Raw genomic sequence first — 22,018 nt, 5'->3', positions numbered from 1 at the left:
AGGAGTCTCAATGTCCATCCGTTGCGCCATCTCAACCGCTGCATCAGTCCTGCTGCTGTCGGCCTGCGGCGCATGGCAGTCCGTCTCCGACGCCTCATCGAGTGCCTATCACGCTGTTTTTTTTAAGCAGGTCAAGGTGCTCGACGTCGATCTGTCCGCCCGCGAAGCGTTGAATCCGGACGACGCGGGCCGTGCGACGTCGGTCGCCGTGCGCGTGTATCAGCTCAAGGACCGGGCGATGTTTGACGGCGCCTCGTATGAGGATCTCCTGAACAACGACCGGACGGTGCTCGCACAGGACCTGCAGGCAAGCATGGCTTCCGTGCTGAACCCGGGCGCGTCGGCCAGCCTTTCTCAGCCGATGCAGGCCGACACGAAGTTCGTGGCGATCGTTGCGTTCTACCGTAACCCGGGCAATGGAGGCGGCTGGAAATACGTGATCGAAAAGAAAAAGCTGAGTGCCGATAAGCCACTGAAGCTCGAATTGGTCGACCAGTTGCTCATTGCGTCCGGTGGTGCGCCTCAGAGTACTGCTCGATGACACAGTCCCGAGCTGCCAGCCACGCGCGTGTCGCTCACGCATCGTGAGAGCGACATTCGTCAATGCTACCGGGCAGACGGCGCAGTCTTGACTGCGAGGGCGCCGCATCGTCGCGACGCCCCCGTTCCGGCCCCGCGCGGATCGAGCGCCTCAGGCCGGGCACCGGCCCTGATGCATCAGATCGAAAAGCCGTTTGCCGTGCTTGTTGGCTTCGTCGATCCGGTTCACGAGCGGCAGGATCTTTCGAAACGTGGCGTCGTCGACGCTCGCTTTCCATTGCGCGACGGTTTCAGGGTTCTTTCCCTTCGGCATATACGTCTTCAGCTTGGTCCGCGCCGCCTTGGCGTCGGCGGCGGTTTCGTTGAACGACTTCTTCCATTGCTTGCACGCGTCCGGGTCTGCCTGGGCATGCGCTGTGCAGGCGACGGACAACAAGGCGATGAGTGTGGCGTGGCGAATGAATTTGAATGTCATGATGCCCTCGTAAACGGTGTTCCTTGAATCGAAGAATCGGCAATGAGCCGCGGGCGATCGGCGCTCAGAGATCGGTCCAGACCTTCAACTGCGTATGGCCGATATTGGCGACTTCCATGATGGCGCCCGCATACTTGAACCGCAGTTCCTTGAATTGGCTCGGTCCAATGAAGTCCTCCCATTCGCCGTAAAACGAATTACCCAGCAACTTGCGCGACAGATCGGTGACCTCGGCGCCGACCGGACGTATGCGCGCGCGGCCTCGGTAGTTGTCGTCGAGGTTCTGCATGAAGACCATCGTTTGTCCGGAAAAGGCCATCGTGCCGAAACGGACGACTTCGCCGGGAGCCAGTGTGTGTTGTTGCGACATAGCGTCTCCTTGGTCGGCTCATTCGGTGGCGGCGGGAGCATCGGCTTCGCGGAACTGGACACGTACCGGCACCACCTCCGGCGAGCGTGCAATCACTTCGGATACCAGCTCGTAAGAGGTCATGCCGAAGCGGCGCCGTTCGAGCCGGATCGCTTCCAGCGTTTGCCAGAAGAAGTAGAGATAGCCGCCCCGCAGCTTCTGATTGAGTTCGATCGTTCGGCTCTCCGTTCTTTTGAACGATCCAGTGTCGGTCAGCTCGAGACCCGCTTCGATTTCCCCGGTGATCTTGGCGATGTCGGGATAGCCGAGCTCGAAGCCGAGCTTCGCCGTAAGCGTCGATTTACTTTCGCTGGTGAGCTCGATTTCCGAACCCGCGGTGACGACGATTTTTTTTTCGAGGTCTTCTTCCACGCGCTCGAAATGCGCGACTTCCCACCATCGGCTTCGCGAAGTTCGGTAGTGCGAAACGTCCCGGCGCTTCTGTTCTCGAATGCGATTGCGCTGTTCGACGGCATCGGGATGCGACTTCGGAATGTCCTCGAACGGGTATAGCGGATCGCGCACGGCATCGAGGGAGGAGACGATGACCTCGGTGCCCACCTGTTGCGCGGCAGATCGCTCCGGCAGGTTGTACAGCGTCATGTCGGGCGGTGTGAATCGATGAAAGGGCTGGAGCGGCACATGACCTCCTTGAATGTGTCGTTCGTACCGGACGCGCCCGGTACGATAATGCTCGAAGAACGAGATAACCCCGTGCTTGTTCTCTTTGTTTTCGCTGTGCTACGGAACCGGATCTTCGAGTCGGGCGGTATTACAATCAAGTCCAAAAATGGCATGTATTGGCCGGGCAAACAGGCAAACAGGCAAACAGGCAAACAGGCAGACGGACAAACGGGGGAACGATGCCGGACGACGAGTTGTACGCGCGCGCGGTGATGCGGCACACCGATCAGGTTCTGGCGTTGTTCGTCGGGGAACGGCTGATCAACAAGATTTTCGGTCGTGTGATGCAGTCGCATGCAATGGGGCGGCTCGTCATCGCGCACTTCGACTGGAAGGCGGGCGTCGGCCCGAGGCCGACCTTGCGGTGGCTGCAGACGCAAACCGGATGCGGTCGTACGCTCGCGGCGTTCGTCGGCGTGGCCAAAGTCGCGAGGCTGCTGTCGGTCGAACTCAACCCGATGGACCGCCGCGAGAAATTCCTTGTGCCGGGGCCGCGCGTCGTCGACGGTTTGCGCGACTGGCTGGTCCATCATCTCGTGCTGGCGGAAATGCTCGACGTGATGCCGCCCGGCTGCGCGGACAACCTGCAAACCGACCAGTCGTATTTCGAACGCTATGTGCGGGCTTCGCTGCTCGTCATCGAAGGCATCGCTCAGCGTCGCGACGCGTTCCCGCGTTGGCAATGGTTCGAGGATCACGAATGCGGTTTGCGCATCGCCTACGCGTTCTTGCGCGCGCATTGCCAGGGCTGCCTCGAAGCGGGCAGCCCGGTCGATGCGCCGGTACCGCTCGAACTGACTGGTGGCGCCGTCGCGCAGATGCTCGGCCTGTCGAAATCGCACGTGCGCAACGTGCTCAACGGGGCCGAGCGGCTGGGGATTCTGTCCCACGACGGTAACCGGCGTGGCATTCGGTTGTCCGCGCCGTTTCTGGTCGAAGCCCGGGCGAGCTTCATGCACTTGTTGGATCTGATGCGGCAGGCTCACGAGCGTGCGGTGAGGTTGCCGCAAGCCCCGGATCGCCCCGCGCGGACGCGGTATCGCTCGCAGGAATGGTCGTCCTCGGCCAGATTGTGACTTCGCCCGAACCGGGCGCGCGTTGTTACGCCGTCGCTTCCAGCCCGGTTCGGCGGCCGCCCCGCCTCGGCCGCGTCAGACTCCGATCTGCCGGCGCAGCGATTCGCCGGCCATTGGCATTTCGCGCGGGCGTTTGCCCGTCGCGTCGAAGAGCGCGTTCGCGAGCGCGCCGGCGGTCGGTCCCATGGATGCTTCCGCTACGCCGAGGAACGGCGCGCCTGGGCGGTCGATCAGATGCACCGTGAGGTTTTTCGGAACGACGGGGAAACGCAGAATCGGATAGCTGCTCCAGTCGAAGCTGCGGATGCGCTCGGTGTCGTAGCGCAGCGCCTCGTACAACGTCCAACTGGCCGACTGAATCACGCCCCCTTCGATCTGATTGCGGATTCCGTCGGGGTTGACGATCTGGCCGGCATCCACCACTACGTGCGCGTGTTCGAGCGTCACCTGCCCGGTTTCCGGCACCACCGATATGTCCACTGCCATCGCCACGTACGCCATCAGGTTCTTGTATTTGCCGAATGCGAAGCCGACGCCGCGATTGCGTGCGCGTGGCGGACGCGGCCAGCCGAACTGCTTCGCCGCGAGCGTGATCGTCTCTCGCGCGCGCGGGTCCCGCATGTGCCGCAGTCGGAACGCCACGGGATCGATGCCCGCCGCATGCGCGAGCTCGTCCATCATGCTTTCGATCGAGAACACGTTCGTATGCGCACCGAGCGAGCGCATGGCCGAAGTCTGAAGCGGCATCGTCGGCGAGAAGTTGTTCATGACGTACACGTTCGGTAGCGCATAAAGCGGAATGGCGTTGCGATCGCCGCCACCTTCGGGTTGCAGCATCGGCTCGGAAGGCGCGGGCACGAACGGCTTTTCGAGCATACGTGCGGGAAGCAGCCGGCCTGCATTGACGATGCGCTCGTTGTGAGAACTGCTCCAGAGCGCATACTTCCAATCGACGATGTTCCCTTGCGCGTCGAGCGACGCGCTCAGTTCGGTCACCATGGCCGGCGCAAAGTGATCCCAGGTGTGTTCCTGCTCGCGCATCCATTGCACGCGGATCGGCTGATCGGGCAGGGCGGCGGCGATCAAGGCAGCGTGTGCGGCCACGTCGTCGGCACCGTTATGACCGTAGCAGCCCGAACCCTCGGTGTGGATGCAGCGCACGTTCTCCTTCGGCAGCGAGAGCATTTCCGCGAGCGCGTCGCGCAGCGGATAGACGCCTTGCGAGTGAGTCCAGACCGTCATTTCGCCCTTGCGCGACACAGCAACTGCGCATGACGGCCCGATCGAGCCGTGCATCAGATAGCGCTTGATGAAGCGGGCATTCAGCGTTTTTACCGCCGGCGCGGCCGGCTCGTGCTGGTCCGCAATCTTGATCTGGCGGGTGGCGAGCTGCTTCAGGTCGTGGTGCACGGTGGCGGGATCGGGCAGCGGGCGACCGGGGGTCCAGCGGCTCGTTGCCGAAAGCGCCCGCTGTGCCGTCACGGCTTGCCACTCGCCGCGCGCCACCACCGCGAGAAAGCTGCCGTTGCGCACGATGCGCACCACGCCCGGCATCGAGAGGATCGTGCGCTCGTCGAAATCGAGGAGCTTCGCGTCGTATGACGGCGGCATCACCACTCTTGCGTGCAGCATGCCGGGCATCCGCAGATCCTGGACATAGCTCGCGCCGCCCGTGACTTTGGCCGGAATCTCGAGCCGCGGCAACGAGGTACCGATGACGCGGAAGGCCGTCGGGTCCTTGAGGGGGGAGTCCGGCGCGGCCTGACGGTGCAGATCCACGAATCCGACCGCTTCGCCGTAGGTCATCGTGCGCCCATCGGCGGCCTGGATGACGGCATTGCTCGTCGTCAGCGTGGCGGCATCCACGCCGAGGCGGCGCGCCGCCGCGCGAACGAGCAGGTCGCGCACCTGCGCTGCGGCGTTGAGCAGCGCCGTGCCGCTGTCCGCCATCGTATGACTGCCGGCGGTGAGTCCCTCGTCGGGGGATGCGCCCGTATCGGCGGTCAGAAACGTGATCGACGCCGGGTTCATGTCGAGTTCCTCCGCAGCCACCTGCAAGAGTGCGGTGCGTACGCCGGTGCCCAACTCGACCTTGCCCGTGAACACGGTCACTGCGCCGTTCGGCGCAATCTTGATCCATGCATCGAGCAGCGGGTTCGTCTTGAGGCTGCCGGCGAGCGCCTGGGTTGCCTTCGATATGTGAACGGCCGCGCCCTCGTCGGCGATCACTTCCTGCGCCAGCGCCTCGACGCTCGGCACCATCGTGAACGTGACGAAGAGGGCCCCCGATATCATGAAGCGGCGGCGGCCCTCGTCGAGGGTGTCTTCTCGTACGCAGCTTGCCGGATCATTCGTTTGACGGCTCATCGCAATGCCTTTTTTTCGATAACCGCGGGTGCGGCATGCGGATCGTCGAGTCCGACCGCCTCGCGGATCGCCGCGAGTATCCGCATATGGGTTCCGCAACGGCAGAGGTTCGGGGACATGTGGGCGCGGATCTCTTCCTCGCTCGGCTTGGGGTTGCGTTCGAGCAGCGCCTGCGCCCGCATGATCATCCCCGCGATGCAGTAGCCGCACTGCGCCGCCTGATGCCTGACGAACGCGCGTTGCAGCGGCCCGGGATGCTCGGCCGTGCCGAGGCTTTCGATCGTGCGGACCTGTCTTTCGCCGATGGCGCTCACCGGCAGCAGGCACGAGAACACCGGTTTGTCGTCGACGATGACGGTACACGCCCCGCACTGCCCGAGCCCGCAGCCGAACTTTGCGCCATTCAGCTCGAGGTCGTTGCGCAACGCATAGAGCAGCGGTGTCGAAGGGTCGAGATTCAGCGTGTGCCGCACGCCGTTCACGTTGAGGGAAATCATCGCGCGCTGTCCTCCTTTTCGAGCGTGGCCGCCATGTCCGCGGTATTCGCCCACGCCGGTTTCGTCGAGTAGGCTTGCCGCACGTAGGCGGCAAGGCTCGCGATCTGCTCGTCGTCATAGACGTCGCGGAAAGCGGGCATGTAGTTGATCGCGTCTTCGCCGTGCCAGTCGATGCCGTGGCGGATCGTCTGAATCGCGTTGCGCGGTGTCGATGCGTTCACCGCCGTGCTCCAGGCCAGCGAGGGTCGCAGGCCGATCGCCTGCATCGGCGACGCCGGGCCGTGACATTGGGCACATGACGCGGCGAAGAGCACCGCGCCTTGCCGTTGCGCGGTTGAAAGCATGTCTGCCGCGACTGCATGGGCGTTCGCACCACCCGCGCCTTCGCTATTCTCGCTGCCCGCAGAGCCCTTCTGTTGCAGCGACAGGACGTAGGTGGCGATGGCCTGGACGTCTTCCACCGGTACGGTGGCCAGTTCCCGCGTGACCGGCAGCATCGGGCCGGCTGCGGCACCATGCTCCGGCGCGAGTCCGGTGCGTAGATACGTGGTGAGCTGCGCTTTGGTCCACGGTTTGACGGCCTGTGCGAGCCTGTTGAGCGGCGGCGCCTCCCAGCCGTCGACGAGGCCGCCGTCGAATGCCCACCCCGGTTTTTCGCCGCCTATCGCGTTCAGCGGGGAGTGGCACGCGGCGCAATGGCCGAGCCCGTCGACGAGCAGCCTGCCCCTGTTCCATTCCGCGTCGCGGGCGGCGTCTGGCTCGCGCGGGCCTGCCCTGAGGAACAGAATGTTCCAGAACGCGACCAATGGGCGGAAGTTCAGCGGGAAGATCAGCCGATTCGGGGGCGTCGCTGCGCTCACCGGCTCGCGGCTCATGAGGTAGGCGTAAGCCGCGGCGATGTCGCGGTCGGACATCCGCGTGAAGTGAACGTACGGGAATGCGGGGTAGAGCTGATGGCCATCGCGTGAGATGCCGCGCCGCAATGCGCGCGCAAACGCGCGCTCGGACCATCGGCCGATACCCGTGGCGGCGTCGGGCGTGATGTTCGTCGCGTAGATCGTGCCGAACGGCGTCGCGAGCGGCAGCCCGCCTGCGAACGGTTTGCCGTTCTTCGACGTGTGGCAGACCGCGCAATCGCCGAGTGCGACGATGCGCGCACCCTCGCGCTTGAGCGTGGGCTCGAACGCCGTGGGGGGCGGCGGGGCGATCGGCGCGATGGCCGGCTCGTACATGACGCCGACCGCGAGCGCGATGCCTATGGCAACCAGTCCGCCCGCAGCGAGCCATACCCGTTTGCGATTCATAAAAAGTATCCCAACTGAAGCGCGCGTCGAGGTCGGCCGGCGGCCGGCCCCGGGGAGCGCCGGAAAACGTCAGTGCCCTGCGGTCGCGCCGCTCCTCGCAATCGGAATGCGAGGCAGCTGCAGCCGGGCGCGCCCGATAGGGCGTGGCCGTCGCCCGCGGGTACGTTTCTGCGCTACGCGAAGAGATGCCCGTGAATACGTACGCCACCGGGTTTGCGCAACCGTCGCGGGTTTTCGGTCTGCCGCGTACCTTACCCAACCGGGAGCCTGAAAGTCCTGAGCGCGGCCTGAATCGTTCTGAAGTATGGCGCGTGCATGGGACCACCGTGTCGCGCCGGAGATGGAGCTCTGTCGTGCGCCCGGCCGTTCTCGTCAGGCGCGGATGCGATCTCGAAGCTGCGTGATCTGTGTGATGACTGCCGGCTTTGATCGAAAATATCGAATATCGATTCGGAATATTCGAATCTTCCGAAAGCGAGAATGCATTAGCATCGATCCGGCGCCGCATGCGCCGACGGTTTTTTCGATTTCCCGCCAATGCTCCCGAACGACGCACTCGCAATGATTCAGGTTGGACAACTTCATGTCTTTCTGCAAAGTCGCGAAATTCGTTCCCATGGCGGCGCGGTGCAGATCGGCAGCCGCGCGTTCGATATCTTCGAGCTATTGATCCAAGCGCGCGGCGCGCTGGTCTCGAAAGAGGCGATCATGCGCGAAGTCTGGCCCGACACCGTCGTACAGGAAAACAATCTGCAAGTGCATATTGCGGCGCTTCGCAAGGCGCTTCGGGAGGACCGCGATCTGATCGTCACCGTGCCGGGCCGCGGCTATCGGCTCCTCGGGGTTCGGGGCGAGCCGCCGCCCGCGCCGGGGACGGCAGCGGGCGTGCCGGCCGCGATACCGCGCAGCATGCCCCCTTCCTCATCCACGCTCGTTGGCCGCCAGAGCTCGATCGACAACATCGTGGCGGCGCTCGATACGGCGCGTGTCGTCACGCTGGTCGGCGCGGGCGGAATAGGCAAGACCCGCGTCGCGTTGGAAGTGGCGTCGCGCGTGAGGGCGCGTTTTGCCGACGGCGTGGCGTTTGTGCCGCTCGCCACGGCATCGGACCCGGGTAGCGCCCTCGGTGTCCTTGCGGACTCGCTCGGCGTGGCCCTGGCCGAGCGGCCGGTTTCGCTGGCAGCGATCTGCGCCGGCTTGGCGGGCCGGCACACGCTGATCGTTCTCGACAACTGCGAGCATCTGATCGACATGGCGGCCCATATGGCCGATGCGATGACGGCGGCCAACGGTACGCTGCATGTGCTTGCCACGAGTCGCGAGGCGCTGCGCATCGAACAGGAGCGGCTCCACCAAGTGCCGCCGCTCGACGTCCCCGGCGAAGACGACGGCCGCGAAGGGATATTGCGGGCCAGCGCGGTTCAGCTCTTTCTCGCGCGTGCGCAGGCGAGAGACCCGAGGTTCGAGCTGGATGATTTCGGCCTCGCGCTGGCTGCACTGATCTGTCGGCGCCTCGATGGTATTCCGCTTGCGATCGAGCTTGCGGCCGCGCGGGCGGCGGTGTTGGGCCTCGACGTGCTGACGGCGCATCTCGCCGATCATTTTTCGATTCTGAGCGGCGGTTTCAGGACGGCGCTGCCGCGTCATCAGACTTTGAAGGCGATGCTCGATTGGAGCTACCGGCTACTCGACGGCGCGCAGCGCGTCCTGCTGCGCTGGCTCGGGGTGTTCGCGAACGGGTTCTCGTTCGATGCAGCCTGCGAGGTGCTCTGGGAGCAGGGTTACTCGAGGGCCGAGGTGCTCGATGCACTGGAGGGCCTCGTGTCCAAGTCGCTTGTCGTTCGCGAGCGCGAGGGAGCCCCCGCCCGCTACCGCCTGCTCGAGATCACGCGCGCCTATGCGCTGCAGCAGCTCGACGATCATGGCGAACGCAAGGCCGCCGAGCACGCTTATACGCGCTACCTGGAGCGTCGAGCGCTGCGGCGCGAACTCACGAGCGTGCCGAGCGAAGTATGGCGGCACTGCGAGGCGATCGGCGCGGCGATTGGCGAAGCCATGGATGAACCGGCGGCGTACGTTCCGTCGCTCGGCATCCGGCAACGCAGTGGAGAGGCTGGCGAGCCGGTCAGATCCGGGCAGTGAAGCGCTCGACCAGATCGGGACGATCGAGTTGTTCGACCCACCAGTGCAGCGCCCGGCCGGCTTCGTCGTCACGCCAGGCAAGATAGCAGCAGGTTTCCTCGCGCATGTTCGTCACGCGCCGAGCGACGAGCCTGCCTGCTTCGATCGCCCGTCGGGCGATGCATTCCGGCAAGGTTCCGACAGCCAGCCCTTCGCATTGAGCCGCGAGCTTCGCGGCGAGCGTGGGGACGGCAATCACGGGCTGACCGTTGCCCGTGGCGATCGAGCGCGGCTGCAGCTCCCGGGACGTATCGCTGATCACGGCGCCGCGATAGCGGACGATCGTTTCCATCGTCAAAGGCTCGGGTAGCCGTGCGAGCGGATGGTCGGGGGAGACCGCGAACACGTGGCGCAGCGTTCCCACCGGGCGGGCGACGATGTGAGGCAACTGCGGCGGGTCGCCGGCCGCGCCCACTACGAGGTCCGCGCGGCGCGTGAGGAGTGCATCCCAACTGCCGCCGAGCACCTCCGTGGACAGCCGCAGGCGTGTGTCCATCTCGAGATCGTAGAACGCATGCACGTGAGGCCATAGCGCATCGAAGGGCAGGATTTCGTCGATGCATAGGCGCAACTCGGTTTCCCAGCCGTCCTGAATGCGCCGTGCCTTCAGCTCCAACTGCTCGGCGGCGTTCAGCAGCCGCCGCCCCTCTTCCACGACAACCCGCCCCGCATGGGTGAGCTTCGCGCGTCTGCCGCTGCGATCGAACAGTTCGACGTCGAGATCGCTTTCGAGCTTTTGTACAAGGTAGGTAAGCGACGACGGCGCGCGATGCAGCAGTTCGGCCGCTTCGGCGAAAGTGCCGGTACGGTCGATGGCGTCAAGCGCTTCAAGGGCTTCGAAGGACAGCTTCATGGAGAAATCCAGTGTTTGCGTGGCTCCCGCGCCCTGCCATGGGAAGCGGTGGACGCGGTGACCGGACGACATCGTATCGCGACTGGTGTTTCGTCGGGGTGAAATCCTGACGTTGAGCCGGCACCGCCGATTGCGGACAGATTTGTTTTATGGCATCGTCGGCCGACGGTACTGGTCGCTGGTCTGGAAAAGGCAGTCGAATGCGCAAGAATAGCCAATACCTGCATTCCGCCGTACGGGGATTGATCGGGAGAATCCGTGTCAATCGGCATTGGCGGACATTCGCCGCTTGGGCGGTCTGCTCATTCGTCGCGCTTTATGTGCCCGGCCAATCGGCTTGGAGCGCGTCCGATTCGACTGAGACGGGAAACGTCTTACGAGTTCTCGCGTGGCCCGGCTATGCCGATGCCGACGTCGTCAAAGCGTTCGAAACGCGTTTTCGCGCGAAGGTGGAAGTGACCATGGTCGACTCGGACGAGACGCTGGCAGCGCGCATGCATGCCGGTTCTCCGCCGCCGTTCGACGTCATTGCCGCGAATACCGCCGAAATCGAGCGCTATACGCGAGAGAATCTGCTTCAACAACTCGATCTGTCGAAGCTTCCCAATACGCGCCGCCAGTTGCCGACCTTCCGGCAGCGCGAGGCGATTGGCGGAATCGTGCGAGACGGAGGCGTTTATGCGATACCGTTCACATACTCCTCGATCGGGCTGATCTACGATCGCAAGCAAGTGCCCGTCGCGCCGCGTTCGATGAGCGAACTGTGGAATCCGCGCTATCGCGGCCGCGTGCTCGATTTCAATAGCGCGCAGCACAATTTCTCATTTACGGCGTTGACTTTGGGCTATCGCGATCCGTTTCACCTATCGCCTGAACAAATGCACAAGGTGGCCCTGAGGCTCGTCGAACTGCGCCGCAATCTTCTGACGTTCTACACATTGCCGGAAGAGGCGACGGCATTGTTCGTCGAGCACCGGGCGGCGCTGATGTTCGGCAATTACGGCACCCAGCAGGTGGAACTGCTGCGGCGCGCCGGCGCGGATGTCGGCTACGTCATTCCCGACGAGGGCGCGCTCGCGTGGCTCGATTGCTGGGCGATGACGCGCGGGGCGAGAAACCACGAACTCGCTCACGCCTGGATCAACGCCATGCTGGAACCGCACGTGGGCGCACTGCTCACCGAGCGCCAGGGCCTGGCCAATACCCTCATGCCGGCCTCGGAGGCCGGTGCAGGAGCGCACCTCTACTGGACCCGGCCCGTGGAGAATATCGACGAGCGCGAATCACTGTGGCGCCGCATCGTGTCGGGCGAACGACCGCAACGGTTTCAATGATGAAGCTCGGCCTGACTTCGCAATTGCTGGTGCTCGTCGCCACGATCGGGGTGGCCGCCTCCGGCGCGACCGGCTACTACGCTTACCGCGCCAACCGGGCAATGCTCGCGGACGAGGCGCGGCGCAACCTCATTACTTCGACGAAGCTGCTCGGGCAACGCTTCACGACCGTGCTCAAGGACGTGGCCGACGATGCACTTGTGCTCGCCGCTATGCCTTCCGCGGCAACCGTGGCGAGCACGAAAGACAATGGGTCCGGCGCAACAGCGCCCGGCAATACGCCTGCCGATCGGCGCAGGCGGCTGCAGCAAGTGTTCATCAGCTTCATGCTCCATCACCCCGATTATCTGCAGATTCGCCTGATCTCCCGCGACGAGTACGGCCTCGAGCGCGTCCGTCTCGACCGTGCGCCTGGCGGAATCGTCGTGGTGCCCGATGAGGGTTTGCAGGAAAAAGGCCAATTCGCTTATGTCTTCGATACGCTCGGGTTGGCGCCGGGCCACATTTATCTCTCTCCTATCGGCATCAATCGGGAGGATGGGACGCACGCTGCCGAAGGCAGACCAACCGTTCGGGTAGCCACGCCCATCGCGGCACCCGGCAATCCGAACGCGGGCGTGCTCGTGATCGACGTGGACCTCACCAAGGTGTTCAGCCGGCTGGCGCGGGATCTGCCCGAGCGCTATCAGGTCTACATGGCCAACCGATGGGGCGATTTCCTCGTGCACCCCGATCCCTCGCTTACGTTCGGGTTCGAACGCGGCCGCCGCGTGCTCATGCAGGACAGCTTCCCCGCCACCAAACCGTTGTTCGAACAACTATCCGGCCGCATTGCGGCGAGCGGGCTTGCCGAAGCAAGCGACACGCAGATTTTCGCCTTCACACGCACACCTTTCGGCGACTCCACGGAAAACGGCTTCGTTGTTCTCGGTTTGACGCGGCCGTTGTCGGACGTGTTGATTCCCGCCAATGCGCTCGGCACCCGCATCGTGCATATGGTGCTTGTTTCAAGTTTCCTGGCGCTGATGCTCGCCATCCTGTTCGCGCGGGCTCTGACGAAGCCGTTGCATACGCTCGCGCGAGCCGCGACACGGGTATTCGATCAGCCCGACAACGAAAAGCTGCCTGTCGAACGTTCGGACGAGATCGGCATTCTCGCACGCTGCTTCGCGAGCATGCGTCGCGAGATCCAGCTGCAGATGATGGATCTGCATGCGAAACAGCGCGAGCTGACGCATCTGGCCGGCCACGATGCGTTGACCGGGCTGCCGAACCGCATGCTTTTCATGAATAAGCTCGACGCCGCGATTCGAAAGGCGTCCGAGACGGGGGCGACGCTCGCGGTGATATTCGTCGACCTCGATCGATTCAAGCAAATCAACGACCAGTTGGGCCACCGCGCCGGAGATCAGACACTCGTGGCGGTGGCGGAGCGCCTGACGAATACGCTGCGCCATAGCGACGTCGCTGCCCGCCTGGGCGGCGACGAATTCATCGTACTCGTGACCGACGCTCAGGCGCCCGATGCTGTCGTGGAAATCGCCGCACGCATCGTCGAAGCCATGAACGAGGTGTTGCGCGTGGGCGAGGCAGTGGTGCAAGTGGGCGCGAGTATCGGCATCAGTGAGTTTCCAACGGACGGCACCACGGCCGAAGAGCTGCTGCACAAGGCCGATGCGGCGATGTATGCCGCCAAGTTCCAGCGCTGCGGCAGCTATCGCCGCTACCAGGAACTGCTCGCCCACGCTTCCTCGGTCAGCCCGCCCGGCGCGCTGTCGTAGGCCAGCTTGCCGGCGGCCGGCCTCCGTCGGCCTTACGAATTGGGGTCGCACCATCGGGATCCGGGTTCACCCTGATTGTTCGTTTTCCAGGAAATGTGTTGTCGGCTTCCGCATCTTTGTCTGCGCGGGCCGGATCCTTACACTTCATTCCGTCAACGTTGAATACGAAGCGCCACGAACGATCTACCGATCGGGCGCATCCCGACATTACGAACATCATCGGAGTGAATCATGAACACGAAGCTTATTTCTGCCCTGTTGGTTGCTGTTTCCGCCGCCGTTGCGGCTCCCGCCTTCGCAAGCGGCTATGGTCCCGCGCCGTTCTATCGGCCTGATGCGGGCGCACCCGCCTCGCAACGCGGCGTGAGCGCTCAAACGCTCGCAGCGGAGCAAGGCGCCGTGATCTCGAACGATTCGGGTGTGGGCGGCAGCGACGGCGGCGCGGTTGGCACCGGTTCGAGCGTGTCCGACAGCAACCTTCGGACGCTTTATCGCGGTGTGCGCTAAGTACGTGGGGCCTGCAAGCCAGGCTGCCGAAATGTCGAAACGCGGTCCGGCGATGGCTGCCGGCCCGCTGCCCTCATTCATTCGCGGATGAGGGCGTTACTCGTTTACCGGAGCCGCTTGCGGCAAAAAGGCGCGCTATAAAATGAAGACAGGCTCATCCGCACTATATTTTCGGCTCCCTCGGATTCTCACGTCATTAATCCCTTTGTCACCGGCAAGCGTGGCCCGTCCGATTCCGCCGGACACGAACGCGACGGCAACGCCGAAGAGCGCTCCGAGCGCTGGCTGATTTCGTATGCGGACCTCATCACGACGTTGACGGTGTTTTTTGTTGCGCTCCATGTGTTGCAACTGGCGCGATATCGCGAACCGAGGGCAAGGCGTTCGAGCAGCAGCGCACCGGCAAGCAACTCGAGAGCACGGCCAAAACCGCGGCCGAAACGCTGGCGCTGAGCGACAGCGCTCACGAAGCGGCGAAAAGCACGTTGACCGCGCTGTTGAAGCCGCTCGACGAGAGCGTCCAAATCGCGATGAAGAGCACGTCGCGCCCGGCGAAGCGATAATGGGCGCTCCAATGCGAGACATACTCGAGACGCAAGGAGCGATCAATGGCTACCGAATCTCCCGCAGACGAACTCGGCGTGGCGGCGCCCGCATTCGCGTTGCCCGCGACCGACGGCCGGATGTACACGCTCGATGACGTGCGCGGCCGCGACGGGCTCGTGGTCGTTTTCATGTGCAATCACTGCCCCTATGTGAAGGCGATTCTGCCGCATCTGCTGCGCGATGCGCGCGAACTCGCGGCGCTGGGCGTTGGCACCGTGGCGATCAATTCCAACGATGCGGCGACTTATCCCGAAGACTCGTTCGAGCGCATGGTGGCATTGAGTACGGAACTGCAACTACCGTTTCCGTACCTCTATGACGAGACTCAGGACGTTGCGCGAGCGTACGGCGCGGTATGCACGCCCGAGTTTTACGGCTTCGATGCGACGCTGCACCTGCGATATCGGGGGCGGCTGGATGCTTCGCGCAAAGGACCGATACCCGATGCGCCGCGGGAGCTCTTCGACGCGATGAAGCAAATCGCCAGCACCGGTAGCGGGCCCGAGGTGCAAAACCCGGCGTTCGGCTGCTCGATCAAATGGAAAATGACGGCGTAACGTCGCGAGCGTCGCGCGTGCGCACCGCGAAGGAAGGAAGTCGCTCGGACCAGGGGCCGGGCGGCTTCTTTCGTGCGGCAAAGCCGCCATCGCAAAGTTACAGGCTCGGCACGTACAACGGCATCGCCTCCTCCCAAAGCGTATCCGTAATCGCATGCGGATCGCTTCCGTCGGCGTTCATCAGCCAATTCTGGCCGTCGGGTTGAAACGAGTTGTCGTAGAGCGCGAGTTCGTCTCTGAAGCCATACGTGCCCGAGCTGTATGCAATGCGGCCGTCCCAGGTCCAGACGGCGTGGCCCTGGTTCGAGCCGTCCGAGGTCAGGCGCGCGAGGCCGGTGCCGTCGGGCTTGATCGTGAACACGTCATAGTTGAACCTGTTCGCATCGCTCGGATCGGGCTGCTTGCGCGTGAAAACGATCCTGCTGCCGTCCGGTGACCATCCCGGCAGGTTGTCGGCTTCGCTCGTCAGGATCGTCGTCGTGCCGTGGTCGAGATCGAGGATGCGCAGGCCTTTCACGTCGGTACTCCACACGCGATAGACGATTTTCTTGCCGTCCGGCGAATAGCTTGGAAAGCCGGCGTTAATGGAGCCATCCGTGAGCACTTCCGGACGGCCGTTCATACTTCCGTCGGCCTTGATGCGCACGATCCAGCCGGGGCCCGTGCCGCGCGTGAAGAACCAGTTGCCCACGCCGAAGGCTACCCATTGCCGGTCCGGCGACCAGGCAGGCTGAAAGGCGCCGGCCAGGCCCTGCGCGATCAGGGCGGGATCGAGGCCGCTCGTGGCGGGATCGTAGATGCGCGTATAACCCGAAAAATCGGGATTGACGATGGCGATCGACGAATTGATCGCCTTTTCCGTGTACGCGAGTTTCTTGCGATCTTTCGACAGCAGCGGAAAGACATCGGTATATCGGTAGGTCCAGGCGGGGTCGAACGAGAAGAGCGGGGTGCCGTTGGCATGGGCAGGACCGAACGTGACTTTTTCGTAGACCATCGCGGTGCCGTCAGGCGAATAGCGCGGCGAGCGAATCCCGGTGTTGGTCGTCGATCGAAACGTTCCGGCCGTGGTGTAAATGCCTTCCGTATCGCCGCCTTTGACGTGGTAGGCCACGTTCGTTGCGCTCAGATATTGCGGGAAGACCTTGAAGCCCGCGCTCGACGTCAGTGTCGTTCGCGCGAACGTGGAAACGTCGACGGAAACGAGCTGCGAGCTGACCGAGTTGATCGATTCGGGGCGGTGCGCACCCCAGGTCGATTCGACGGGCGTTTCGTAGAAGACCACCTGTTTGCCATCCGGCGACCATGAAGGCGAGCCTTCGTCGTAGCCGGGGTTGGCCGCGATTTTTTTCCAGCCCGAGCCATCCGGCCGGATCAGATAGATGCTGCTTTCCTGCGTGCGCTCCCAACCGTTCGGCAGATTGTGGCCCCGCCAATCGGAGCCGATATCGGATGACAACGCCAGCCATTTGCCGTCCGGCGACCACGACGGACGGAAGAAGCTATGGGGCCTGGCCGGATCGAAGCTCAATGCGCCGGTGACGTTCTTCAGCGCACCGGTGGAAATCTTCAAGGTCCAGATGTTCGTTGTGCCGAAGCCGTCGGTGCCGCGCCGGGAGGAGACGAAGGCGATGGTGTCGGGGTCCGTCGGAGAAAAGACGGCGGCGTCGTCTACCGCTACATGGCTCGTGAGCCGCTCGAGGCCGGTTCCATCCACGCGGACGCGGTAGAGGTTCGACTGGCCGAGCCCATCGCGCTCGGACGTGAATACGATCCACTGCCCGTCTTTCGAGTAGGAGGCGTGGTAATCCATGCCGGTCGATGGAATCAGCTTGTGTTCGTTCGTGCCGTCGGCATTCGATATGTACAGCTCCGAGGTGACGGGGCCGATGCGGTTGAGCAGCAGCGTGCCTTTCGATCCTGCGCTGGCCCCGGCGGAGGACAATAGCGCGGCGCCTCCCAGGGCCAAACAGGCGAGCGCCCGTTTCGAAAACGAAATTGAGTACACAGTGAATGCCTCCGTTGATTATGTGCAGCTGATTGGTGTCGTACCACGGGGGACTGCGATGAACCCGGTCGTTGCGCCTGGGCGGATGTCGAGCCGGAACGAGAGGGCGTGACGATGCTCGATGTGCACCGTCACCGTCTTGAAGCGTGCGAGTTCGTACGGCTGGGCCGGCAACGACAACAAGGCGGGCGCGTCGAGCTGGGCAAACGCACTGGCTCGGCATCCGGGCAGCTTCTGGAAGGGACGCTCGTTCAGATACGTCAGCAATGGGCTGATTGCGTCATCGACGGATTGCACCGAGCCGAACTCGTGATGACGCAAGCGCGCCATGATCCAGCGCTCGACCACTTGCACGGCTGACTCGACCTTAGCCTTGTCCTGCGGTCGATAGGTTCTCGCTGGCAGGAAGGACGTGCCGTAATGCCGCGCGAAATCGAGCACGGTGTCGCCAGCGCGAGGCTCGTAACGATCGGGGTCAGCGATCATGGCGCGTGGGTTGTCGGGCACGATCAGTTGCGGCACGCCGCCGTAGAACGTCAGTGCTCGCGCAATGCCGCCAAGCCAGTCCTCCATCGTCTCGGCAGGCGTGGCGCACGCGAACGTATAGCTCGAGGCGCCCATCGCAGCGACGAACACGTGCGCGCGTCGCCCCGTCGTCAACGGCAGCGTGGGTCCGGCGAAGTCGACGAACAGCTTCTCGCCGGCGCGGTGGATCTGGCGCATCGAGCGCTTCAGGCGCTTGGCGAAGCTCTTGTAGTGCTCGCAGAACTGCGTGTAACGATAGGTCTGCCGGTCGGCGAACTCGGCTTGGTACTCCTCCCAGAGCAGCGTGAGCGTCATGCCCTTGCGGCGCAGTTCCTGGTGGATGCGCCCGTAGTCGGGCTGGGCGTAGGCCGCAGGCCCCGTGGGCTTGCCCATCAAACGCCGCTCGAGCTCGCCCTCATCCATATCGCAGGCGCTCGCCCAGTCGAGCTCGGCTGCCTTGGCAAGGCCAACGTACTTCGTGACGACGCCCTTGGAAATGCCCAACGACGCGGCGATTCGATCATGCGAGAAACCGCCGTCGAACTTCAGTCGTAAAACGTCCTTGATCATGCGCGTGTTCATCCGGTGCGCGGGCATCGTCTCTCCGGCCAAAGCCGTCGAGCATAGCCCGCGTGGTTGGGGTCACGCGCAACGCCAAACCTGCATGTCGGTCCGACCGGTCACGTTGCCGAAATCCTCGGTCACGTTCCCGAAATCGCCGGTCACGATGCCGAAACGCTCGGTCACGTTGGACCGAAATACGCAGCGAACTCCGGCGACACCGTGGCGCACGCTATAACGACCTTTCCCGGCGACATCTCTGCGACAGCGCCGTTGCCCCCAAATAGCACGGCTTCTGTCTGCGCCGCGTTCACGACGAGCGTCAGAACAACGTCGCATCGCGCTCCTAACTCCGCGGGACTAGCACATGGTTTGCCACCAGCCGAAACAAACTTTTCCAGCGCTTCCTGCCTGACATCGACAGCATAGACTTCTAGCCCGGCCCGGACCAAAGAAAGCGCAACCCCATACCCATTGCGCCCAAGCCAATGACACCCACCTTCCTATTCATAATCAAACCCAAAAGTTCCGAGAGCGAATTCCGGCCCGGACGCGCAACTGTCACGGGCGCTCAAGCTCTGACAAGTCGACGGGCCGAATCTCTTTCACGATGACCAAGTAGCAAATCATCGTCATCAAGGCATTGATACCGACAAACACAAGCGCGCCGTTGAAGGACTTGTTTTCCGCGACGAGATAACCGATGACGATAGGAGTAACAATGCCTGCGACGTTGCCGAACATATTGAACAGAGCGCCCGAGAGCCCTACTGCGCTCTTAGGTGACGTATCGGCCACGACAGCCCATCCAAGCGCACCGATGCCCTTCCCGAAGAAGGAAATAGACATGAGCGCAACGACAATCCAGTCGGCTTCAACGTAGTTGCAACCGATGATGCAAGTTGAAAGCAGCATCCCGCTCACAATGGGAATCTTCCGGGCGGCGGTAAGAGACACGCCACGCCGAAGCAATGCGTCGGAGATAACACCACCTAGCACGCCTCCCAGGAAGCCACAGACTGCGGGCAACGAGGCGACTACACCAGCCTTCAAAATCGTCATCCCCCGGGCCTGCATGAGGTAGATCGGAAACCACGTCAGGAAGAAGTATGTAAGGACGTTGACACAGTACTGGGCGAGATAGATGCCGAGGAACATACGGTTCGTAAGCAACCGCTTGATGAGCGTTACACTTCCGACCTTCGGGCTATGACCATCGGCCCCTGACATGGTTGTAAAGCCGGCTCCCGTGCCTCGGATGTGGTCAAGCTCGGCCGCATTGACCCCGGGATGTTCTTCAGGCTGTTTCATGGACTTAAGGAAGAACGCCGCGAGCGCAATTCCGAGCACGCCCATCGTCATGTAGACCCCTTCCCATCCGAAGCTGTGAGTAATCCATGCCATCAATGGCGTAAATATCACTGGAGCGAAATACTGAGCCGAATTGAAAATTGCTGATGCAGTTCCACGTTCCGATACCGGAAACCAATTCGACACGATTTTTGCGTTGGAAGGAAAAGCCGGCGCTTCGGCCATCCCCACCGCGAATCGCAAGACGAAAAAAGCAACGACCGCAGAAGTCACATGGCCTACCAACCCAATACCGCCCTGAACGAGCGTGAAAACCGACCAGAAGAAGATGCTCAGCGAGTACATCCGGCGCGCACCGAATCGGTCCAGTAGCCAGCCCGAAGGAAGTTGACAGAGCACATATGCCCAGCTAAATGCAGAGAAAATGTAGCCCATGCGAATGGCGTCGAAGCCGAATTCGCCGCGGATTGCCGTTCCGGTCACTGAGAGCGTTGCCCGGTCGGCGTAGTTGAGCGTCGTCGTGATGAAGAGAAGGAAGAGTATCCAATAACGAACTCTGGAGCGCTGCTTCACGTCTTGTCCTTCCGCGGCACGGGTGAGGTCCATGTCTACTTGTCTCCTGTGTATGAGCGGGCTGCAATGGATCCGCGTGTACACAACGTCGTGAAGGACCGATGCTCCAGTCTTCGCATACTCGCTTTTCACGAGTCGTCTTGTTTTATGTGCTCCACACTACGACTGTGGAGAAAGAAAGCGCCGTGGTGATTTCGCGGCACGTCCATCGACATAGCTGCATTTCACAACTCGGGGACGAGCGGCCATCTCCGTTAATCGCCCCGCCGCCCGGCGTACTGGCTGCATCACTTCGCTGATTGCTCTTCACCATGCGTATTGCGATGCCATTCGACCTGCGGAATGTCTACCGGGGGTGACGGTGGCCAGCCATCGCCACGTTGACTGTTGAGATTGCGGTGCGGCGCGAGTCGGAATGTCTTGTTGGGAGTTCCAACAAGCTTTCCGTCCTTCACCCAGGCCAAGTCGTCACCGTAGAACTCGGCGATGAGCTTTTGAGTCAAGAGTTGAAGCACGTCAGCGTGCTCCTCCAATGCCGACAAGTCAGTCAACTCGTTCGGATCAGACTCGAGGTCGAACAACTGGACTGCATTGCCGGTCGCGTAGTAGATGAGCTTGTAGCGACCGTCATGCATCATTCGGGTCGAGTGTTCACCTTCGCTGCACTCGCCGTAGAGTGTTTCACGGCTCCGGTCTGCGAGCATCGAAACGCCTTCCACATGCGTTGGTATCGGAATGCCGCAAAGGTCGAGCAGGGTCGGCATAACGTCCTGCAGACCGACCACACGGTTATCGACCTTGCCTTCGGGAAGACGCTCACATCCTTGCACGCCTCGGATAATCATCGGCACACAGGCTGCGTTTTCGTAGAAAACGCGTTTCGCCAACATGTGATGGTTGCCCAGCATGTCACCATGGTCGCTGGTGAAGCAGATGATGGTGTTGTCCAGCAAGCCTTCCATTCGGAGCGTCCCTACCAGATACCGAATCTGATGGTCGACCTGGGTGCAAAGCGCGTAGAACGCCTTGCGTGCAGCCAGCAATTGCTTGTCCGTGTATCGGTTCATCCGCTGCCACACTGCGGACACGCCGAACGGCATCTCGTCCGGGTTGTTTTTCAGCCAGCTGCCAAAATACGGCTCGTCGATATCGATGTCTTTGTAGATGTCGAGGTAGGCTTGGGGTGGAACGAGCGGCGGATGCGGGGCACGGAATCCGAGGTACCAGAACGCTGGGCGAGTCGGGTCGCGGCGCTTAATGGTACGCGCCATCATGCGACTAGCCCATGCCGTCGGATGCACTTCCTCAGGCAGGTGCCAAGCACGCCAGTGATACTGGTTATTGCTCATGCCATGGTCGAACTGCCTACCAGCGAGACCGATGTCACCGAGATAGATGTCGTAGTCGTCCACAACGCCCCACTGCGGCCGACCCTCGTCGTCGAGAATGACGTTGTCGAACCCGATGCGGTCGCGCTGCGGATGCACATGCAACTTACCGACGGCGTCGGCCTGATACCCCGCGTCGCGAAACGCCTGCGCGAGCGTGGTCACTGATGGAAATCGCAAATCGTCTTTGAACACGCGGTCGCCGTGGCCTCGCGGACTCAGGCCTGTCATCAGAGTACGGCGAGCGGGGATGCAAACCGGGCATTCGGAGTAGGCTCGATTAAATCGCACGCCTGCCTGTGCGATCTCGTCGAGGCCAGGTGTCTGAAGGGCCGGGTGTCCGGCCACGCCGAACATGCTTCCCGACCAGTGGTCCGCGCATATCAGCAGAACGTTAGGTTGTATATTCATAAAGCCAACGTCTCCAAAATTTTTGGGTGTTTGGTCGATTATCCTGACGCCCTCCCTTTTTGGAAAATGC

At 62.6% G+C, this 22,018-nt stretch carries 18 protein-coding genes and 3 pseudogenes; 8 read left to right on the top strand and 13 right to left on the bottom strand.

Going from position 1 to position 22,018, the window contains the following annotated elements:
• Positions 1 to 10 precede the first annotated feature (10 nt).
• Positions 11 to 541: a type VI secretion system lipoprotein TssJ gene (gene tssJ / locus U0034_RS25090; RefSeq protein WP_233211808.1), complete on the top strand. Its 531-nt coding sequence runs from the start codon at positions 11 to 13 to the stop codon at positions 539 to 541.
• 150 nt (positions 542 to 691) lie between these two features.
• Here tssJ and U0034_RS25085 read toward each other — a convergent pair whose 3' ends face one another.
• From U0034_RS25085 to U0034_RS25075, 3 genes are all read right to left on the bottom strand, one after another.
• Entirely contained in the window at positions 692 to 1,015 is a 324-nt protein-coding gene (locus U0034_RS25085; RefSeq protein ID WP_085230854.1) for a hypothetical protein, read from the bottom strand.
• A 64-nt stretch (positions 1,016 to 1,079) separates the two neighbouring features.
• The gene (locus U0034_RS25080; protein ID WP_085230853.1) at positions 1,080 to 1,385 is read right to left on the bottom strand and encodes a hypothetical protein; all 306 of its coding nucleotides are present in this window, start codon (positions 1,383 to 1,385) and stop codon (positions 1,080 to 1,082) included.
• A gap of 18 nt (positions 1,386 to 1,403) precedes the next feature.
• The gene (locus U0034_RS25075; RefSeq protein ID WP_139831241.1) at positions 1,404 to 2,066 is read right to left on the bottom strand and encodes a hypothetical protein; all 663 of its coding nucleotides are present in this window, start codon (positions 2,064 to 2,066) and stop codon (positions 1,404 to 1,406) included.
• Between the two features lie 221 nt (positions 2,067 to 2,287).
• On the opposite strand from U0034_RS25075, the gene U0034_RS25070 reads away from it, so the two are divergent.
• A complete protein-coding gene (locus tag U0034_RS25070; RefSeq protein ID WP_085230851.1) occupies positions 2,288 to 3,184 on the top strand; it encodes a hypothetical protein in 897 nt (298 codons plus the stop codon).
• Between the two features lie 75 nt (positions 3,185 to 3,259).
• Here the strand turns inward: U0034_RS25070 and U0034_RS25065 are convergent, their stop codons facing one another.
• Genes U0034_RS25065 through U0034_RS25055 form a run of 3 tightly spaced genes read right to left on the bottom strand, consistent with a single transcriptional unit; the run spans position 3,260 to position 7,352 of the window.
• Positions 3,260 to 5,551 carry a xanthine dehydrogenase family protein molybdopterin-binding subunit gene (locus tag U0034_RS25065; protein WP_085230850.1) on the bottom strand — a complete coding sequence of 764 codons (2,292 nt, stop codon included), beginning with the start codon at positions 5,549 to 5,551 and terminating at the stop codon, positions 3,260 to 3,262.
• Positions 5,548 to 6,048, bottom strand: coding sequence for a (2Fe-2S)-binding protein (locus tag U0034_RS25060; RefSeq protein ID WP_085230849.1), 501 nt, complete (start codon positions 6,046 to 6,048; stop codon positions 5,548 to 5,550). Before U0034_RS25060 ends, U0034_RS25065 begins: the two co-directional genes overlap by 4 nt.
• On the bottom strand, positions 6,045 to 7,352 hold the full coding sequence (locus tag U0034_RS25055) for a c-type cytochrome (RefSeq protein ID WP_085230848.1): 1,308 nt from the start codon (positions 7,350 to 7,352) through the stop codon (positions 6,045 to 6,047). Before U0034_RS25055 ends, U0034_RS25060 begins: the two co-directional genes overlap by 4 nt.
• 537 nt (positions 7,353 to 7,889) lie before the next feature.
• On the opposite strand from U0034_RS25055, the gene U0034_RS25050 reads away from it, so the two are divergent.
• Positions 7,890 to 9,494, top strand: a complete 1,605-nt coding sequence (locus tag U0034_RS25050; RefSeq protein ID WP_233211807.1) for an ATP-binding protein — start codon at positions 7,890 to 7,892, stop codon at positions 9,492 to 9,494.
• Here the strand turns inward: U0034_RS25050 and U0034_RS25045 are convergent.
• Positions 9,478 to 10,386 carry a LysR family transcriptional regulator gene (locus U0034_RS25045; RefSeq protein ID WP_085230847.1) on the bottom strand — a complete coding sequence of 303 codons (909 nt, stop codon included), beginning with the start codon at positions 10,384 to 10,386 and terminating at the stop codon, positions 9,478 to 9,480. The genes U0034_RS25050 and U0034_RS25045 overlap by 17 nt on opposite strands.
• A gap of 200 nt (positions 10,387 to 10,586) precedes the next feature.
• On the opposite strand from U0034_RS25045, the gene U0034_RS25040 reads away from it, so the two are divergent.
• From U0034_RS25040 to U0034_RS29305, 4 genes and pseudogenes are all read left to right on the top strand, one after another.
• The gene (locus U0034_RS25040; protein WP_085230846.1) at positions 10,587 to 11,720 is read left to right on the top strand and encodes an extracellular solute-binding protein; all 1,134 of its coding nucleotides are present in this window, start codon (positions 10,587 to 10,589) and stop codon (positions 11,718 to 11,720) included.
• Positions 11,717 to 13,501 carry a diguanylate cyclase domain-containing protein gene (locus tag U0034_RS25035; RefSeq protein ID WP_085230845.1) on the top strand — a complete coding sequence of 595 codons (1,785 nt, stop codon included), beginning with the start codon at positions 11,717 to 11,719 and terminating at the stop codon, positions 13,499 to 13,501. Before U0034_RS25040 ends, U0034_RS25035 begins: the two co-directional genes overlap by 4 nt.
• Before the next feature lie 231 nt (positions 13,502 to 13,732).
• Positions 13,733 to 14,008, top strand: a complete 276-nt coding sequence (locus U0034_RS25030; protein WP_085230844.1) for a hypothetical protein — start codon at positions 13,733 to 13,735, stop codon at positions 14,006 to 14,008.
• Between the two features lie 273 nt (positions 14,009 to 14,281).
• Positions 14,282 to 14,372: pseudogene (locus U0034_RS29305) on the top strand (flagellar motor protein MotB); the annotation flags it as partial.
• Positions 14,373 to 14,471: 99 nt separating this feature from the next.
• On the opposite strand, the gene U0034_RS25020 reads toward U0034_RS29305, so the two are convergent.
• A complete protein-coding gene (locus U0034_RS25020) occupies positions 14,472 to 14,606 on the bottom strand; it encodes a hypothetical protein (protein ID WP_254902686.1) in 135 nt (44 codons plus the stop codon).
• A 10-nt stretch (positions 14,607 to 14,616) separates the two neighbouring features.
• Here U0034_RS25020 and U0034_RS25015 point away from each other — a divergent pair, with 10 nt between their 5' ends.
• Entirely contained in the window at positions 14,617 to 15,171 is a 555-nt protein-coding gene (locus U0034_RS25015) for a thioredoxin family protein (RefSeq protein ID WP_085230843.1), read from the top strand.
• A gap of 97 nt (positions 15,172 to 15,268) precedes the next feature.
• Here U0034_RS25015 and U0034_RS25010 read toward each other — a convergent pair whose 3' ends face one another.
• The 5 genes and pseudogenes from U0034_RS25010 to U0034_RS24990 all read right to left on the bottom strand — a co-directional run bounded on the left by U0034_RS25010 (position 15,269) and on the right by U0034_RS24990 (position 21,948).
• Positions 15,269 to 17,116 carry a hypothetical protein gene (locus U0034_RS25010; protein WP_233211806.1) on the bottom strand — a complete coding sequence of 616 codons (1,848 nt, stop codon included), beginning with the start codon at positions 17,114 to 17,116 and terminating at the stop codon, positions 15,269 to 15,271.
• A gap of 177 nt (positions 17,117 to 17,293) precedes the next feature.
• Positions 17,294 to 18,301, bottom strand: a pseudogene (gene istA, locus U0034_RS25005) (IS21 family transposase); the annotation flags it as partial.
• Positions 18,302 to 18,456: 155 nt separating this feature from the next.
• Positions 18,457 to 18,776 (bottom strand): annotated as a pseudogene (locus U0034_RS25000) (NAD(P)-binding domain-containing protein); the annotation flags it as partial.
• Between the two features lie 50 nt (positions 18,777 to 18,826).
• A complete protein-coding gene (locus U0034_RS24995; protein ID WP_085230878.1) occupies positions 18,827 to 20,182 on the bottom strand; it encodes an MFS transporter in 1,356 nt (451 codons plus the stop codon).
• A 254-nt stretch (positions 20,183 to 20,436) separates the two neighbouring features.
• On the bottom strand, positions 20,437 to 21,948 hold the full coding sequence (locus tag U0034_RS24990; protein WP_085230879.1) for a sulfatase-like hydrolase/transferase: 1,512 nt from the start codon (positions 21,946 to 21,948) through the stop codon (positions 20,437 to 20,439).
• Positions 21,949 to 22,018: the final 70 nt, after the last annotated feature.

The organism is Trinickia caryophylli, assembly GCF_034424545.1.
Classification (GTDB): domain Bacteria; phylum Pseudomonadota; class Gammaproteobacteria; order Burkholderiales; family Burkholderiaceae; genus Trinickia; species Trinickia caryophylli.
Note: the sequence above shows the minus strand (reverse complement) of the source record. Positions and strands in the feature narration are given on the sequence as shown.

Excerpts from the sequence above, each read along its gene's own strand:
- U0034_RS24990 (WP_085230879.1), bottom strand. The coding sequence starts at position 21,948 with ATGAATATACAACCTAACGTTCTGCTGATATGCGCGGACCACTGGTCG.
- U0034_RS25035 (WP_085230845.1), top strand. The coding sequence starts at position 11,717 with ATGATGAAGCTCGGCCTGACTTCGCAATTGCTGGTGCTCGTCGCCACG.
- U0034_RS25040 (WP_085230846.1), top strand. The coding sequence starts at position 10,587 with ATGCGCAAGAATAGCCAATACCTGCATTCCGCCGTACGGGGATTGATC.
- U0034_RS25015 (WP_085230843.1), top strand. The coding sequence starts at position 14,617 with ATGGCTACCGAATCTCCCGCAGACGAACTCGGCGTGGCGGCGCCCGCA.
- U0034_RS25050 (WP_233211807.1), top strand. The coding sequence starts at position 7,890 with ATGCTCCCGAACGACGCACTCGCAATGATTCAGGTTGGACAACTTCAT.
- tssJ (WP_233211808.1), top strand. The coding sequence starts at position 11 with ATGTCCATCCGTTGCGCCATCTCAACCGCTGCATCAGTCCTGCTGCTG.
- U0034_RS24995 (WP_085230878.1), bottom strand. The coding sequence starts at position 20,182 with ATGGACCTCACCCGTGCCGCGGAAGGACAAGACGTGAAGCAGCGCTCC.
- U0034_RS25065 (WP_085230850.1), bottom strand. The coding sequence starts at position 5,551 with ATGAGCCGTCAAACGAATGATCCGGCAAGCTGCGTACGAGAAGACACC.
- U0034_RS25055 (WP_085230848.1), bottom strand. The coding sequence starts at position 7,352 with ATGAATCGCAAACGGGTATGGCTCGCTGCGGGCGGACTGGTTGCCATA.
- U0034_RS25060 (WP_085230849.1), bottom strand. The coding sequence starts at position 6,048 with ATGATTTCCCTCAACGTGAACGGCGTGCGGCACACGCTGAATCTCGAC.
- U0034_RS25030 (WP_085230844.1), top strand. The coding sequence starts at position 13,733 with ATGAACACGAAGCTTATTTCTGCCCTGTTGGTTGCTGTTTCCGCCGCC.
- U0034_RS25085 (WP_085230854.1), bottom strand. The coding sequence starts at position 1,015 with ATGACATTCAAATTCATTCGCCACGCCACACTCATCGCCTTGTTGTCC.
- U0034_RS25070 (WP_085230851.1), top strand. The coding sequence starts at position 2,288 with ATGCCGGACGACGAGTTGTACGCGCGCGCGGTGATGCGGCACACCGAT.
- U0034_RS25080 (WP_085230853.1), bottom strand. The coding sequence starts at position 1,385 with ATGTCGCAACAACACACACTGGCTCCCGGCGAAGTCGTCCGTTTCGGC.
- U0034_RS25045 (WP_085230847.1), bottom strand. The coding sequence starts at position 10,386 with ATGAAGCTGTCCTTCGAAGCCCTTGAAGCGCTTGACGCCATCGACCGT.